The sequence below is a fragment of the Paenibacillus sp. FSL H7-0331 genome (genome assembly GCF_001956045.1).
In genome coordinates this window covers 1-15,434 of record NZ_MRTH01000073.1, presented here as the reverse complement: position 1 = coordinate 15,434, position 15,434 = coordinate 1, and the positions used below count along the sequence as shown (strand labels likewise).

Below are 15,434 nucleotides of genomic sequence, written 5' to 3'. Positions count from 1 at the left end.
TGACTAATCGTCATGGCGCAACTCCTTTACATGTTGTTTAGAGTCATCAGCGCCAGCTTGAAAACTCTCCAGCATCTAATGGTCGTTATGAGTCACCAAGATAACCGGCACCTCATTATCTTTCTTGATCTTAGAGCAAAGAGTGATTCCATCCTGATAAGGAATTGCTGCATCCAATAACGAGACTATAGTCGAACTGTCGTGCTTTAAGAAATGATGATTTACCATCATACAATTACGACCTTGCCATTCACTAGAATTGTGCTAAAATAAAAGATACCGTTCGGTACCTTTTATTTTAGCACAAGACGGTCCAGAATGAAATAGCGCCGAGCCATTTTGATTTCATGAGAGGTATTCGCCTCTTTGGAATAAATAAAACTTATAGGAGGACTTGTGAATGACTGTAAAAGTAGGTATTAACAGCTTTGGACGGATCGGACGACTCGCTTTTCGCCGAATTCAAGATGTGGAAGGTGTCGAGGTTGTAGCAATTAACGACCTTACGAACGTTAATCATTTGTATCATAAAAGAATACAAGATCCTGCATTACCAAGTGTAATGCGGGATTTTTGCTGTTTATTAAGGGCTCAATTAACATGTGGGAACACATTCGTTAGCATAGGATTGTAGCCATGGATAGAACGGGTGGGGAGAACATAATGAGTAAGGTTGGTGTCCTGGTTATAAGCCATGGATCAAGGGATAAAGGCTGGGTTGACCTCGTTGACGAAGCCGTAACTGCGATTCATTTGCCGGCAGACGTTCCTATTTATGCCTCATATCTGGAGCTGGTGGAAGGTCGGTTGATTCAAGACGGTATTACTAGCTTAGAGGCGCAAGGTGTGACGGATATCATCGTCGTTCCTCTGTTCGTGTCCTCAGGGAGTACACATATTGATGAAATCAGCTACTCCTTAGGAGTCATCAAACAGCCGCTGCTGGAGACGGACATGAAGCCTTTTGATATCAAGGCACGTATTCATTGTACATCGCCGATTGATGACGATCCTGTTATTGCTGAGATTATTTATGACAAAATCAAGGAACTGTCCGAATCGCCAACGCAGGAAATCCTTCTGCTGATTGGGCACGGAAGTCAAGAAGAGGGCTTTCATCATAAGTGGCTTCAAGGCTTAGAGCAGTTAGCAGGGCGTTTGAAAGCTCTAGGCGGCTATGACGAGGCGCGTGTTGCTATGCTGTTGCCGGATCAAGTGCATTCTAAAATGACAGAGTGGGCGGATAAGAAGCCTGGACATACTGTTATTGTGGCGCCGCTTTTTCTGAGTGAGGGCTATTTCACGAATCAAGTAGTCCCTTCCCGTTTGAAGGGATTTGCATATAAATATAATGGACGGGCGCTGCTACCAAGTCCGCTAATTTCCAAGTGGATGGAGAAGCAGATTGCTTCCGCAAATTCGAGACGGTGAACAGGTGAGGAGACACAATGGTCAAAAGAGCAAGACTGATCTATACCCGACTTCTGGACGGGAAGAAACTAAGAAACGCCTGCCAGAAATCCTTCAGCGCTTAGAGCGCGGCGGTTTTGAAACATCCGCTCACGCGACTATCGGTGAAGGAGACGCCACACTTGCCGCGGCTGAGGCCGTGAATCGTGGCTTTGATCTCATTATCGCCGCAGGCGGAGACGGCACCTTGTGCGAAGTCGTGAACGGTATGGCCGAGAAAGAGGGGCGGCCGCCGCTGGGCATTTTGCCACTGGGGACGACCAACGATTTTGCCCGTGCGCTCGGCATTCCCAAGAATCTGGAGCAGGCATGCGACCTGATCATCCAGCAGTACACGACCGACATTGTGCGAGGAAACTTGCGGACAGAAGAGCAGGTAATTATGCGCCGAAAGCGGCTCTGGCCTGGATGGCGGATCTGCCGGTGAAGATCGGACAGCAATACGAGGCTGAGATCATCGGGATCAGCCATGATGGGGAAGGAGTAGGCAGTGTGAACGGCTTTACCCTTTTTGTCGCTGGTGCGCCGCCTGGTGAGCGTGCTCTGGTGCGGGTGGAGCATGTGAAGAAGCAGTATGGGCATGCTCGGCTGCTTGAACTGGTGGAAGAGAGTGTGGAGCGTGTTATGCCGGTTTGCGGCATTTATGAGGGATGCGGTGGCTGTCAGCTGCAGCACCTCAGTTATGAGGCGCAGCTTCGCGTGAAGCGGCAGCAGGTTGTGGATAATTTGCAGCGGATTGGGAAGCTGGATGTGGCGGGGGAAGCCTTTGAAGGGATCGTTGTCCATCCCACGCTGGGAATGTCCGATCCGTGGCGGTATCGGAATAAGGCGCAGGTTCCTTTTGGAGAAGAGCGCGGCGGCCTCATTGGCGGATTCTATGCGCAGGGTAGCCATCGAATCATTCAAGGAAAATGCAAAACGAATCCAGATCACCCCTAAACTCCCCAGCTTTAATCCCGTCACGAATAATACTTTTCATCATATCCAAGAAGGTATGCAGCCCCTGCCTTGCTCGACCATAAAGCTCCGCATGAGTATCGTCACTTTCTACAGCTGTATTCTGCATGGGGCATCCGCCAATAAATGGTGGATCGTTGACGACATCCTCATAGACACGAAAAAAAGCAATCAACCTTCCTGACGCAGACTGCTCTTGATCGACCGCCTCAGAAAATTTTCTGGTGACCAAACTGGCAGCATAATTGTAGGCTTCAAGCGCTATCTCGTCTTTACTGGCAACGATAGATGCCCCCTTTCTTGATTCCGGTGTCGCCAATAATATCATTTAGCGATGTACCGGCATATCCTCTCTGGTTAAAAATTTCAGCCGATTTCATAATGATTTGTTCCCGTGTTCTGTCCCCTTTTTTCATGAGCTCCTCCGTATGAACCTTATTCTAATCATTTATTATAAACAAATTATACACAATTCCGACCTTGCCATTCACTAGAATTATGCTAAAATAAATGATACCATTCGGTACCTTTTATTTTAAAACAAGACGGTCCAGAATGAAATAGCGCCGAGCCATTTTGATTTCATGAGAGGTATTCGCCTCTTTGGAATAAATAAAACTTATAGGAGGACTTGAGAATGACTGTAAAAGTAGGCATTAACGGCTTTGGACGGATCGGACGACTCGCTTTTCGCCGAATTCAAGATGTGGAAGGCGTCGAGGTTGTAGCAATTAACGACCTTACGAATGCTAAAATGTTGGCTCATCTGCTCAAATATGATACAACGCAAGGCACTTTTCACGGTGACATTGAAGTCCATGACGGAACCTTCAAAGTAAACGGGAAAGAGGTTAAGGTTCTGGCTACGCGGAATCCTGAAGAACTTCCATGGGGAGAGCTTGGGGTTGACATCGTTCTCGAATGTACAGGCTTCTTCACCACGAAAGAAAAAGCTGAGCTTCACCTGAAAGGGGGAGCGAAGAAAGTCGTCATTTCCGCCCCTGCTACAGGCGATATGAAAACGATCGTATACAACGTGAACCATGACACGCTGGATGGAACGGAAACGGTTATTTCCGGTGCTTCCTGCACAACGAACTGCCTAGCCCCTATGGCTAAAGCTTTGCACGATAAGTTCGGTATCCAATCTGGGCTAATGACGACAGTTCACGCTTATACGAGCAACCAGAATTCACTTGATGCTCCGAATCCAAATGGAGACTTCCGAGCAGCACGCGCCGCTGCAGAGAACATTGTTCCCTATTCCACCGGTGCTGCAAAAGCCATTGGCCTCGTTCTTCCCGAACTGAAGGGCAAACTTGATGGCGCTTCTCAACGTGTACCTGTAGCAACAGGCTCCGTAACTGAGCTCGTTGCCGTATTGAACACTACGGTAACGGTCGAGGAAATTAACGCCGCTATGAAAGAAGCGTCCGATCCGGAAACTTACGGATACACGGAAGACGAGATTGTATCTTCCGATGTTAAGGGGATGACATTCGGATCACTTTTTGATGCCACTCAAACAAAAGTTCTGACGGTAGGGGACCAGCAACTGGTGAAAACCGTAGCCTGGTACGATAATGAAATGTCTTACACTGCTCAATTGGTTCGCACTCTGGAGCACTTCGCTAAGATCGCTAAGTAAATAACTTTCCAAAATCAAAAGATGAAAGAAGGAAAATCCCATGAAGGACGCACTCCACAACACGAAGGTCGAGAAAAACGAAGTGCTCCTTCTTTCCCATGAAGGCGTCCTAATTACGTTGCTTTGCATTACGGTTGTGTTGGTCACTATGAATACGTCCATGTTTAATTTGGCGTTAAACGATTTAAACCATTCTTTTAACTTACCATCATCCATCGTTTCGTTGACGGTCACCGGCTATTCTATCATGTTCGCCATCTCCTCGATCACCTACAGCCGGTTGTCTGATTTTGTTCCATTGAAGAGGTTGTTCGCCATTAGTCTGGTTTTGACGGGAGGCGCGTCGGTTGGGGCGATGCTGAGCAACCATTTCTGGGTGCTGCTTGCGGCCCGCGTTGTGCAAGCTGCCGGTGCCGGTGCGGCGATCTCCTTGTCCATCGTGCTTCTGACCCGTTATGTACCGTTGGCGCGTCGGGGAAAATCGATGACGTTCATCATGTCCTCAGTATCACTGGGGTTTGGACTTGGTCCTGTGATTGGTGGCTTGGTGGTTCAATATCTGGGTTGGAAATATCTTTTTGCAATTACATCCTTGCTGTTGTGCATTGCCCCACTGCTTGTGCGGTATATTCCAAAAGAGTCGCTTCCCAAACGCCCTTTTGATTTACTGGGGGCATTGACTTTGAGCGCCGGTACGGCGGGTTTGTTGCTATTTTTGACCAACTATCATCCCATTGCCTTGTTGATCGGAATCTCGGGACTGCTCTTCTTTTCTCTGCGTATCCGCCGAGCGAAGCACCCGTTTGTGCTTCCGTCGTTATTGGCTAACAGAAGCTATCTTGTGCTTGCCTTAATCGGGGTCTTGTCCTATTTATGCAACTTTGCCGCGCTGTTTTTGTTGCCGCAAATGCTATTGAAACATTTTGATTTGAGCGCAAGTCAGGCCGGTTTTGTTATTTTTCCGGGGGCTATTTTGTCCACACTGCTATCAAGAATGATCGGGGCGATGATCGACAAGCGGGGAAACAGCAGCATGTTGCGCACGACTCCTATACTCGTACTATTGGCGGCCGTATTGTTTGCAGGAGTGGGTACCCAATTTTGGGTAGCGAATGTGTTCGTGTACATGCTGATGAGCTTAGGCTTTGCTATCATCAGCAGTAGCGTTTCAAACGAAATTTCGTGCATATTGCCCTCTTCTCAAATTGGCTCAGGCACGGGATTGTTTCAACTGATGCAGTTTATCAGCGGCGCATTCAGCATTGCCATTTTGTCTAGCGCAATGGAATGGCAAGAACATCTTCCGCCTAGCCATGCGTATGCAAACCTATTCTGGGGACTAGCCGTGGTAGCGGTTTTGGCCAATTTATGTGCTTTTCTGTACGTGAGACGACTAGCCCAAAGTGCCGTGTAGCTTTCTTCATCTCATGCAAGGCGAGCTGAAACGTTATCGGTTTCATCAAGTTGTCAGAAAGAATTGATCCTTTCTTGAACGAATATGGGAGAAGATGTGACCGCGATTGAACTGCTGAAGGACAGAGATATAATCAACTCAAATTACAAATCGCTTTGGAAGGGAGGCAGTAAGGAATGGGAATTGATACGGTACTATGGAGCAAGCTGGTGACAGGAATGACACTAGGGTTCCATATGATATTCGCGACGATTGGTGTCGGTATCCCTCTCATGATCGCGATTGCTGAGCTCATCGGCATCCGCAAGCAAGATTCTCACTACACACTGATGGCTAAGAGGTGGTCGCGGGGGTTTGTTATATCCGTCGCAGTCGGTGTCGTAACAGGAACGGCAATCTCACTGCAACTGGCATTGGTGTGGCCGAATTTTATGAAGTTGGCGGGGAACGTTATTGCGCTTCCGTTATTCATGGAGGTATTTGCATTCTTTTTTGAAGCTATCTTTCTAGGCATTTATCTGTATACGTGGGATCGGTTCAAGAACCCATATATTCATTGGCTGCTCACACTCCCCATTGTCGTAGGGGCAGGCATGTCTGCTGTTTTTATCACGACTGTGAATGGTTTTATGAACCAACCTGGGGGATTTACCATGCAAGGTGGACAATTTACAGCCGTTAACCCGGTGCAAGCGATGCTGAATACGGCGACGTTCTCCAAAGTGTTCCATGTATTAAGCTCGGCCTACTTAACAGGAGCGGCTCTGCTAGCAGGAATTGCGGCCTTTACGATGCTTAGAAAAGGGGTCACTGGATACCACAAAAAAGCGTTAAAGCTTATGATGGCCGTTGTCATGTTGTTCGGACTGCTAAACATAGTAGCTGGAGATTCGTCCGCCAAGTTCTTGGCCGAGCATCAACCGGAAAAGCTGGCTGCTGCGGAATGGCATTTTGAGACCGAGAGCGGCGCGGATTTGATTCTATTTGGATGGCTTAATGCCGAGCATAAAATTATAGGCGCACTTCACCTGCCGAAGATTCTCAGCTTCCTGGCTTTTGGAAATTTTAACGCGAAAGTAACAGGTCTGAATGAATTTCCTCCAGATGAACAACCTCCGCTCCTTGTGCATTATTTTTTTGACTTGATGGCTGGCATAGGGTTTGCGTTATTGGGCATATCCGTTCTGTATTTCCTATTTACATTATGGAAAAAACACAATGAGCACAACAAATGGCTACTCCGCATTATTGCTTTAGGTGCGCCGCTCGCATTCCTGGGAGTCGAGCTGGGCTGGTTTTACGCCGAGTTGGGGCGGCAGCCGTGGATTTTACGAGGATATATGCGTGTAGAAGAAGCGGCGACGACATCGCCAAGCGTGAGAATTCTTTTTTTCCTCTTCCTTCTTCTCTACATCGTTTTAGGCATGGTTAGCGTTCTTGTACTTCGGCGCTTATTCAACAATAATCCGGCAGAAACTGAGATGGAGAAGTGGGCGCAGCATGCGGGCGACAAGAGGACGGGGAAGGGAGGGCATGCCTGATGAGTTACGATTTGATTGGGATTTCGGTACTTTGGCTGTTTTTGTACGGGTATCTTATTATAGCCTCCATTGACTTTGGAGCCGGTTTCTTTGCCTTTTATGCCCACTTGACCAAGCAGGACCCCCTCATAAATCGTCTGATTTCTCGTTATTTGTCACCCGTATGGGAGATCACAAATGTATTTTTCGTCTTTTTCTACATCGGCATGATCGGATTTTTTCCGGATACAGCCTATTACTATGGCTCGGCGCTGATTGTTCCGGGGAGTGTTGCGATCGTGCTGCTTGCTATTCGCGGTTCGTTCTATGCATTTGAAAACTATGGTTCCAAAAATAATATCGTCTATCTGTTTTTGTACGGCGCATCGGGTTTGCTGATCCCGGCTTCGTTGTCCGTGACACTGGCCCTGTCTGAAGGCGGCTTTATCTTGAAGCAGGATCAGACGGTTTCTCTGGATTACTGGGCTTTATTTACCAATCCATTGTCGTGGAGCATCGTTGGATTGGCGATTGTGTCTGTCTTGTTTATTAGCGCCTGTTTTCTGGCGTTTTACGCTTCACGGGCAGAGGATCACGTTGCGCTAAAGCTTATGCGGACCTATGCGCTTTTCTGGAGCACACCGACGATTATTATCGCCCTGACGGCCTTTATCTATTTGGGGCAACACAATGAGCGACATTATCAAAATATGATGGATTTATGGTGGCTGCTTGCACTTTCTGTTGCCTTTTTCATGATTGCGATGTGGCTGTTATACCGCGGCCGCCGCTATGGGCTAGCATTTGTTTGCATCATGCTGCAATTTTTCTGTGCCTTTTCCGCTTACGGGATTGGGCAGTATCCCTATATTCTTGATCCCTACATTACGATTCAGAGCAGCGTCACCTCATCCTCAATGGGTTTCGCGCTAGTTGTCGTATTTATCGGGGGCATGTGTCTATTGATTCCTTCCCTTATTTTGGTTTTCAAGCTGTTCCTGTTCGATGCGGATTACGTGAAAGGGGAAAAATAGGCCGATTACTCGCAGGCTATTACCATAAAGGAGTTGAGTTGGTGAAGGGGAAAAGAAGCTTAATCGCTATACAGATGACTGCCCAACGCAAACGTCTCATTTACCTGGCATTCATCTCGCTCGCACTAGGCGCCGCCATTGTAAGTCAGGCTGCATTGCTGGCTGAAGCCGTCCAGCGGATCTTTGTGGAGAGAGTATCTTTTTCATCGGTTGCCCTACTGCTCGGCATCCTACTGGTCGTGATGGCGATACGTACACTGTTGTCATATGGGAACGGGACAGTTGGTTTGCAAATGGCAGCAACCGCCAAAAAAAATATGCGAGCAGCCGTGCTTCAGAATTTTACGCATGCTTCCATGCCTTCCTCTCTTCGAGGGCAAACGGGGGGAAAGGTCAGTATGGCGCTGGATGCTGTGGATGAGGCGGATAGTTATTTCAGTCAATACATCCCGCGTATGGTGGAAACGGTCATTATCCCCATTCTGATTTTAGTCGTTACGTTTACCCAACATGCCAATTCAGGGATCATCATGCTGGTTACGGCTCCGTTTATCCCGATTTTTATGATTTTGGTGGGGCTGAAAACGAAAAATAAATCAGAAGAAAAGTATGCGCAGTTGGCCGAGTTTGCCGGTACATTTCTAGATTCCCTTCAAGGGCTCGTTACGTTAAAAATATTCGGACGGGCCCGCCGTCAGCAGCAAGAAATCGAACGCAGTAGCTTAAGATACCGTGATGCCACAATGGATATTTTGAAGATTGCGTTTACGAATACCCTCATGCTGGAATCGATTGTGCTGCTGAGCATCGGGATTGTTGCTCTCGAACTGGCCATTCAGCTGCTTGTCTTCAAATCGATGTCGTTTCACACGGCCTTTTTTGTTTTGTTGCTCGTGCCCGAGTTTTACAGCTTACTAAAGAGTTCGGGCACAGCTTTTCACAATGGGCGAACCAGTATGGGGGCGATTAGCAAGGTTGAAACCATGCTCGCGGACACGAACGATAAAAACGATCTGAAGGATCAGCCGATAGGGCTCCGGACATTTCCGAAGAAGCTGTTTCCAATGCCGCCCACCATTGAACTGGACAATGTCCGGTTTCAGTATGCACCTGACTCATTTGAGCTGAATACAGGTTCGATCACAATTGGACCAGGAGATCATATTGCCCTTGTTGGTCATAGCGGATCCGGCAAAACAACCTTGCTCCATCTTATAGCGGGATTACTAAAACCGGCGTCGGGGACCATTTTAGTGAATGGAAACCCGCTTACTCAACAGAATGAGACGATATGGTTCGAACATATTAGCTACATTACGCAGCATCCTTACATTTTTGCAGGTACCTTCGCCGATAATATCGCGATCGGTGCCGGGCGGAAAGTCTCTAGGGCTGAAATTGAGGCGGCGGCTGCGGACGCGGGTCTTTCGAAGGTTGTATCCCAACTGGAGCAGGGATTTGATACACCTGTCGGTGAAGGCGGTAGAGGACTATCCGGTGGGGAAAAGCAACGGCTTGCCGTAGCGCGGGCTTTTTTGAAGCGACCTTCCATTATTTTGTTCGATGAGCCGACCGTCGGACTCGATCTTCACACCGAGAGCATCCTGCAACATTCGATTGGAACCTTGGCACAATCGGCGACGATGATTACGGTGGCTCACCGATTGTATACCATTCGAAATGCGGACAACATTTTGTTTATGGACCATGGCGTCCTAATGGGCTCGGGACATCACGACGAGCTTATGAAACGCCTGCCTGCGTATGCAGAGATGGTCGATGTCCAACGCAAAGGGGTGCCGGGATGAACGAGTTGGCTATTTTGTTCCAAGCTATGATTCGGGAGCGCAAAGATATTATTCTTTCGATTTTAGGCGGATTTGTCGCCGGTATTGCCGGTGTGATCCTCTTTTCTGCGAGCGGATATCTGATTTCGCAAACGGTGTTTGCACCTCCGCTTTATACGCTGATCGTACTTACTTCGTTGGTCAAGCTGCTTGGTTTACTTCGAGCGGTGAGTCGTTATGGCGAGCGCTTATATTCACACCGAGCGACATTCTCTATGCTTAGCCGTTTGCGATCATCCTTTTTTGCCAAGCTCATTCCCTTAACGCCAGGCATTTTAAATAAAAACCGAAGCGGGGATCTGCTTGCACGAATCGTTGGGGATGTAGAGAGTTTGCAGCACTATTTTTTACGCGTCGCGTATCCGCCGATCATTGTTGTCATGGTGTTCTTGACGACAATGCTGGCTACCGCCTCCTTTTCTTTCTGGATGGCTTGCTTGATGCTACTCGGTATGCTGGGAACCGTATTGGTCGTGCCGGGAATCGTATTGCTAGGATATCGGAAAATCAATGGGCATGTTCGCAAGCAGCGAGCGCTGTTGTCTACGGAAGTAACAGAGATGTTGTATGGTTTCCGGGATCTTAAAGTTTATGGGCAGCTTGCGCAGCAGGAACAGCAACTTCGCCAAGCTTCTGCTACATTGGCAGCCGAGCAGCAGCGAGCGGCCGGACAACTGCTACGTGGACAATCGATGCATACCTTTGTCACATATCTGATTTCCTGGGGGGTGTTGGCACTTGGTGCTTATCTGATATCGGATGGAACGCTAGCTGGCGTATATCTGGCTATGCTTGTCATGGCCTCATTAACTGTATTTGAAGAAGCAGCGGCTATGGCCACGTTGCCAGCATATAAGCAAGATAGCGAACATGCAGCCAAGCGGCTGACGGAAGCAGTATTAACTCCTGCCATGCAGCCAGTGCAGCCAAGTCGTACGTTGAATACCGACCATGCCGTTTCTATTGAACTATCCGGCGTTTCCTTTCAATATGAAGGGGAGTGGAGGCCAGCGTTAAAGAACTTTTCGTTGCAAATTCCACCAGGATCCAAAACGGCGATTGTCGGACCTAGCGGTTCGGGAAAGTCCACGTTGATTGAGTTGTTGCTCAAGCTGCGTACGCCAACGGCTGGGGATTTGCGACTGAACGGCGTATCGGTACAAGAGCTGGAGGAGTCGAGCATTTGGAAACCGGCTAATGTCGTGCTGCAGCAAAGCCATTTTTTCCGAGGAACGATCCGAGATAACTTGCTCATGGATGCTGAGGACCATTCCGACGGCGACCTGTTGGATATCCTCGCTAAAGTGCAATTGCCGACCATTTCGTTAACGGACCCCGTGTACGAAAAGGGAGAAAATTTATCGGATGGCGAAAAACAGCGCTTGGCCCTGGCGCGGGCCATGCTTCGCAAGGGAAAGCTATGGCTGCTGGATGAGCCGACGTCTTCGCTGGACTATGTGACAGAGCAACGTGTTTTGACGCACCTATACGAGCAAGCGTCCGAAGATACGCTTCTGCTAATCTGTCACCGGCTTAACGGTTTGGAAGGAATGGACAGAATCGTCGTTATGGAGCAAGGAAGGGTGATCGAAACGGGTTCTTATTCCGAGTTGATGGAGCAAAACGGCTATTTTTATAAGATGAAACAAATTGAGTTACAATTAATCGGCGAAACGGGGGACTACGCATTTAATTTCTGATTTTATTGGATACGGAACACGTAATCAAGGTGTCCAAGTTCGAAGCTAGCACGCAATTTTACTATACTGGTTGTTGATTCAGTTTTCCTATCTTTTTTTATGCGACCTTTACGGTACTGTTTTTACCCAGACCATCCACCACATACGGGAAACAGAAGTTCGCTAGCATTATTGAGTTTGTGCATACTGCCACGACAAACAGAGCTTCACTTGAATAAATTAAAAACGAGCTGCAAGTAGCATAAGGCACCCATCATTGGATTTTAGATGGTAAAATATGTTTCTGTTTTTACTCATTATGAGCTAGTACAATGTTTCATTTATTTAAGAGATAACCGAAGGATGCAGATAAAATTAGCCAAAGTAATAGTACCCGAAGGCATTTATACGCATTGTTGAATCCTGACTGCCACAAGGTATCGTTGTTTGTTATGTTTCTTTGCTAACGGTATTATATTTTTTAAACATTTATGGAACCCTTGGTAGCAACCGAATGAGGAAGAAACTATAGTTGACAATAAAAAAATTTTTAATATATCAAATGCATTCACATGCATTTAATATATTGGTGCTGATAATTACAAACGACAAGTAGATCTTAGGATCGAATAGCATACAAAAGGGAGAAAAATTATGAATTATATATTTAACTCATTTGAGCTCAAAAACTTAAGTCGTTATGCCTCCGATGTGTCAATATTCCGTAGTCAACAAAGATGGTATTGCTAATGACTGGCACTACAATCACTATGTTAGTCGGGAAATTGGTGGAGCTGGATTGATCATTATAGAAATGACAGATGTAGACCCGGATGGCCGTATATTTCTGATTACGATCTTGGAATCTGGAACGATGAACAAATCCCTGCCTTAGCCAGAATTCTAGATGCTGTTCATGCATGGCGCAAGGGTTGGAATTCAGATTGCCCATGCTGGAAGTAAGGCAGAGGATGCGGCTGTTCCGGTTGCCCCTTCAGCAATTCCATTTAGTTCTAAATCCAAGACTCCGCGGGAACTTACTACGGAAGAAGGGAAGGGAATGGTGGAGAAGTTCCGTCTTGGCGTAAAACGTGCAGTACAGGCCGGAGTGGACGTCATCGAGCTTCATGGCGCACATGGGCTACCTCATTCAACAATTCCATTCACCGTTAACGAATCATAGAACAGATGAATAGGGTCAGGATCTAACCTTGTTTGGTAAAGAGGTGATTGCTCCAGCCAAAAGTGAGATGCCTGAAGATACTGACCTTTTTGCTATAGGCCGAGGAATGCTGAAAAATCCATATTGGGCATTAACTGCTGCAGAGTCCCTCAAACAGGCGAATAGCATTCCTAAGCAGTATGCTCTAGGATTTCAGTAAATTATTAATAAAGGTACTTTGGGTTATCGGATCTTTATTGTGAAAAGGTGGAAAATCTAATGACAAAGACTAACCCTTTGCTAATTGTGATTTTGGCTTTAGGTGTATTCGGAATAATCACAACAGAAATGGGGATTATAGGTGTGCTACCTCAGGTAGTACAAAAATTCCACATAACTACCTCAGCGGCAGGAATACTTGTCAGTATTTTTGCCTTGGTCGTAGCATTGTCAGGGCCTTTTATAACCTTGCTATCTTCAGGTATAAATCGTAAATTCATTTTGTTAATATCGGTGCTAATGTTTGCGGTCTCCAACGTTGTTTATATTTTTACTATGAGCTTCAACGTAATGGTGGTATTTCGGATTATTCCCGCACTGGCGCATTCTGCTTTCTTTTCTGTAGCTCTTGTGGTGGCAGCATCATTGGTTTCTCCAGAGAAAAGTAGTCAAGCCGTGACCAAGGTGTTTACAGGTATTACAGCAGGATTTGCATTTGGTGTGCCATTGACCTCTTATCTTGCAGAGCGAATTTCAGTTGAGGTAGCATTCATGTTTGGTGCCATAATTAGTATCATAGCCTTTTTCGGCATATTGATCTGGCTTCCTTCGATGCCTGTTAAAGAAAAAATGACTTATGGACAACAACTCAGTGTTTTACGTAAACCTGCTCTGTGGTTAAACATTGCGTCCGTTATATGTTTATTTGCAGCTATGTTCTCTGTATATAGTTACTTTGCTGAATATCTTGGACAAGTAACACAAGTGAATGGCTCATGGATAAGCATTATGTTATTCGTATTTGGATTGGTCATGATTTTGGGGAATTTCATATTTGGAGCCTTCGTGCAGAAAAACATTGCTCTCACAGCAACCTTATTTCCTTTAATCTTACTACTTATTTATATGATGCTTTATTTTTTAGGGATTCATTTTATTCCTATGTTTGTTCTAATCTTTCTATGGGGAATTGTCCATGCCGGCGGACTTATCATTGGACAAAGCTGGCTGATCATCGAATCACAGTCAGCTCCTGAATTTGGGAACAGCTTGTTTATAACCTTTGCGAATTTAGGAATAACTATTGGAACAACTATCGGTGGCTGGTTTCTTTTGCAATGGGATGTACGTCAACTTGTATGGAGTGGAATTGGATTTACTGTACTAGCTTTTCTATTGATTATTATCAGAATAAAAGTTTATGGTAAGCCTTTAGCCCAAAAGTTGAATCTGCATCCCTAATGAGCTTTTACTTATCTGGTTGCTAAAACTGTTGTTTATTGCATCAAAAAAAGTGTCACTCTTCATTGGGAAAAGGTCTTATTAATTGACCTATGTAGATTCATTTATACTAAATAAAATGTCCATGTCATTAAGCAGTTGTAAGGAAGGGAACACAATGAAACAAACCGTAAATAAAGGGCATAATGTAGCACTAACTCGGGGTTTTTTATTCTGCTGGCCGTTGCGTCTGGGGTCTGTGTGGCCAATTTGTACTACAATCAGCCGCTACTTACACAGATACAAGCTACGTTTGGGATTACTTCCCAATCAACAGGCTATGTGTCCATGATTACTCAAATTGGCTATGCACGGGGACTGTTTTTTTGTACCGCTCGGAGATATGGTAAACCGACGTAAGCTGATATTGATGACCGCTGCAGCCATTGGACTGGTCGGCGCCAGTCTCGCACCAAGTCTAGTATGGTTATATGCTGCCAGTTTTCTGGTGGGTTTAGCCTCGGTTATTCCACAAGTAATTATCACGCTGGCTGCACAGATGGCGGAACCTGAACAGCAGGGCGAGGTGTTAGGTGTCGTGGTTAGTGGACTGCTGATCGGGTGCTCGCTAGAACTGTTGCCGATTAATTGGAGGGTGGTGGGGATGGAGGCTAAAGTATGGGGTTGCGGCGGTTCTCATGCTGCTGCTGTTCATCTTACTTCGTAGCAAGCTGCCCAACTTCGCTGTTCAGTCCCATTCTTCCTATGTTAAACTGCTGTTGTCGATGGGCGGACTTATCCGGAAGCATCGGACGCTTCGCGAAGAACGTTGATTGGTACCTTTAATTTCGCATGCTTCAGCTTGTTCTGGACAGTATTCTGCTTTCATGTCAATGGAGCCCCTTTCCACTATTCCAGCCAAGTTATTGGCTTGATTGGTCTCATCATTGGCATTATCCTGATGGATTGTTCATCCTTATTTTTATGTTCTCATTAAAAGACCTGTGGGGAATGTAATGTAATCAGGTTCTTGTCATTTATGTAGCCAGGTTCTTGTCATCTGTCCAACGACACAAAAGTTCCTACATGGTCGTTAAACAACACAAAAGCTCCTACATTTAATCATTTAAATGGATAATTGCTTACTCTATGAGGGCACATTGCCTTTATCGCATTTTGATTGGGTGGATTGTCAACATAAAACTGGACAATATTTATGAGGGGATTTTTCTAGCTTCAATGGGAGTGAGATACCCCAAAGTC

13 protein-coding genes and 3 pseudogenes are annotated in these 15,434 nt (G+C 46.2%); 14 read left to right on the top strand and 2 right to left on the bottom strand.

Annotation, left to right across the window (positions count from 1 at the left end; genetic code table 11):
• Positions 1–400: 400 nt before the first annotated feature.
• The 4 genes and pseudogenes from BK127_RS45970 to BK127_RS40200 all read left to right on the top strand — a co-directional run.
• Positions 401–529, top strand: a pseudogene (locus BK127_RS45970) (glyceraldehyde 3-phosphate dehydrogenase NAD-binding domain-containing protein); the annotation flags it as partial.
• Positions 530–663: 134 nt separating this feature from the next.
• Positions 664–1,431 carry a sirohydrochlorin chelatase gene (locus BK127_RS40210; RefSeq protein ID WP_076238276.1) on the top strand — a complete coding sequence of 256 codons (768 nt, stop codon included), beginning with the start codon at positions 664–666 and terminating at the stop codon, positions 1,429–1,431.
• Positions 1,432–1,448: 17 nt separating this feature from the next.
• A pseudogene (locus BK127_RS40205) lies at positions 1,449–1,831 on the top strand (YegS/Rv2252/BmrU family lipid kinase); the annotation flags it as partial.
• A 47-nt stretch (positions 1,832–1,878) separates the two neighbouring features.
• The gene (locus BK127_RS40200) at positions 1,879–2,409 is read left to right on the top strand and encodes a class I SAM-dependent RNA methyltransferase (protein ID WP_076238275.1); all 531 of its coding nucleotides are present in this window, start codon (positions 1,879–1,881) and stop codon (positions 2,407–2,409) included.
• On the opposite strand, the gene BK127_RS45965 is transcribed toward BK127_RS40200, so the two are convergent.
• Positions 2,369–2,755, bottom strand: a complete 387-nt coding sequence (locus tag BK127_RS45965) for a TetR family transcriptional regulator C-terminal domain-containing protein (RefSeq protein ID WP_341165449.1) — start codon at positions 2,753–2,755, stop codon at positions 2,369–2,371. The genes BK127_RS40200 and BK127_RS45965 overlap by 41 nt on opposite strands.
• Complete coding sequence (locus BK127_RS45350) at positions 2,700–2,843, bottom strand: TetR/AcrR family transcriptional regulator (protein WP_372237418.1); 144 nt, start codon at positions 2,841–2,843, stop codon at positions 2,700–2,702. Before BK127_RS45350 ends, BK127_RS45965 begins: the two co-directional genes overlap by 56 nt.
• 221 nt (positions 2,844–3,064) lie before the next feature.
• Here BK127_RS45350 and gap point away from each other — a divergent pair, with 221 nt between their 5' ends.
• The 10 genes and pseudogenes from gap to BK127_RS40150 all read left to right on the top strand — a co-directional run bounded on the left by gap (position 3,065) and on the right by BK127_RS40150 (position 14,898).
• The gene (gene gap, locus BK127_RS40190; protein WP_076238274.1) at positions 3,065–4,075 is read left to right on the top strand and encodes a type I glyceraldehyde-3-phosphate dehydrogenase; all 1,011 of its coding nucleotides are present in this window, start codon (positions 3,065–3,067) and stop codon (positions 4,073–4,075) included.
• A 40-nt stretch (positions 4,076–4,115) separates the two neighbouring features.
• Entirely contained in the window at positions 4,116–5,489 is a 1,374-nt protein-coding gene (locus BK127_RS40185; RefSeq protein WP_076238273.1) for an MFS transporter, read from the top strand.
• 176 nt (positions 5,490–5,665) lie between these two features.
• Positions 5,666–7,030: a cytochrome ubiquinol oxidase subunit I gene (locus tag BK127_RS40180; RefSeq protein WP_076238272.1), complete on the top strand. Its 1,365-nt coding sequence runs from the start codon at positions 5,666–5,668 to the stop codon at positions 7,028–7,030.
• Positions 7,030–8,043: a cytochrome d ubiquinol oxidase subunit II gene (locus BK127_RS40175; RefSeq protein ID WP_083689954.1), complete on the top strand. Its 1,014-nt coding sequence runs from the start codon at positions 7,030–7,032 to the stop codon at positions 8,041–8,043. Before BK127_RS40180 ends, BK127_RS40175 begins: the two co-directional genes overlap by 1 nt.
• A 41-nt stretch (positions 8,044–8,084) precedes the next feature.
• On the top strand, positions 8,085–9,851 hold the full coding sequence (gene cydD, locus BK127_RS40170) for a thiol reductant ABC exporter subunit CydD (RefSeq protein ID WP_076238271.1): 1,767 nt from the start codon (positions 8,085–8,087) through the stop codon (positions 9,849–9,851).
• Positions 9,848–11,590: a thiol reductant ABC exporter subunit CydC gene (gene cydC / locus BK127_RS40165; RefSeq protein ID WP_076238270.1), complete on the top strand. Its 1,743-nt coding sequence runs from the start codon at positions 9,848–9,850 to the stop codon at positions 11,588–11,590. The genes cydD and cydC overlap by 4 nt, the downstream gene beginning before the upstream one ends.
• 679 nt (positions 11,591–12,269) lie before the next feature.
• Positions 12,270–12,752, top strand: a pseudogene (locus BK127_RS40160) (oxidoreductase).
• A gap of 28 nt (positions 12,753–12,780) precedes the next feature.
• Positions 12,781–12,951, top strand: coding sequence for a hypothetical protein (locus BK127_RS45345; RefSeq protein WP_256711671.1), 171 nt, complete (start codon positions 12,781–12,783; stop codon positions 12,949–12,951).
• 59 nt (positions 12,952–13,010) lie between these two features.
• Positions 13,011–14,192 carry an MFS transporter gene (locus BK127_RS40155; protein ID WP_076238269.1) on the top strand — a complete coding sequence of 394 codons (1,182 nt, stop codon included), beginning with the start codon at positions 13,011–13,013 and terminating at the stop codon, positions 14,190–14,192.
• A 346-nt stretch (positions 14,193–14,538) separates the two neighbouring features.
• A complete protein-coding gene (locus BK127_RS40150) occupies positions 14,539–14,898 on the top strand; it encodes an MFS transporter (RefSeq protein WP_341165532.1) in 360 nt (119 codons plus the stop codon).
• Positions 14,899–15,434: the final 536 nt, after the last annotated feature.

Excerpts from the sequence above, each read along its gene's own strand:
- BK127_RS40155 (WP_076238269.1), top strand. The coding sequence starts at position 13,011 with ATGACAAAGACTAACCCTTTGCTAATTGTGATTTTGGCTTTAGGTGTA.
- cydC (WP_076238270.1), top strand. The coding sequence starts at position 9,848 with ATGAACGAGTTGGCTATTTTGTTCCAAGCTATGATTCGGGAGCGCAAA.
- BK127_RS40185 (WP_076238273.1), top strand. The coding sequence starts at position 4,116 with ATGAAGGACGCACTCCACAACACGAAGGTCGAGAAAAACGAAGTGCTC.
- BK127_RS40175 (WP_083689954.1), top strand. The coding sequence starts at position 7,030 with ATGAGTTACGATTTGATTGGGATTTCGGTACTTTGGCTGTTTTTGTAC.
- BK127_RS40200 (WP_076238275.1), top strand. The coding sequence starts at position 1,879 with ATGGCGGATCTGCCGGTGAAGATCGGACAGCAATACGAGGCTGAGATC.
- BK127_RS40150 (WP_341165532.1), top strand. The coding sequence starts at position 14,539 with ATGCACGGGGACTGTTTTTTTGTACCGCTCGGAGATATGGTAAACCGA.
- BK127_RS40210 (WP_076238276.1), top strand. The coding sequence starts at position 664 with ATGAGTAAGGTTGGTGTCCTGGTTATAAGCCATGGATCAAGGGATAAA.
- BK127_RS45965 (WP_341165449.1), bottom strand. The coding sequence starts at position 2,755 with ATGATATTATTGGCGACACCGGAATCAAGAAAGGGGGCATCTATCGTT.
- gap (WP_076238274.1), top strand. The coding sequence starts at position 3,065 with ATGACTGTAAAAGTAGGCATTAACGGCTTTGGACGGATCGGACGACTC.
- BK127_RS45350 (WP_372237418.1), bottom strand. The coding sequence starts at position 2,843 with ATGAAAAAAGGGGACAGAACACGGGAACAAATCATTATGAAATCGGCT.
- BK127_RS40180 (WP_076238272.1), top strand. The coding sequence starts at position 5,666 with ATGGGAATTGATACGGTACTATGGAGCAAGCTGGTGACAGGAATGACA.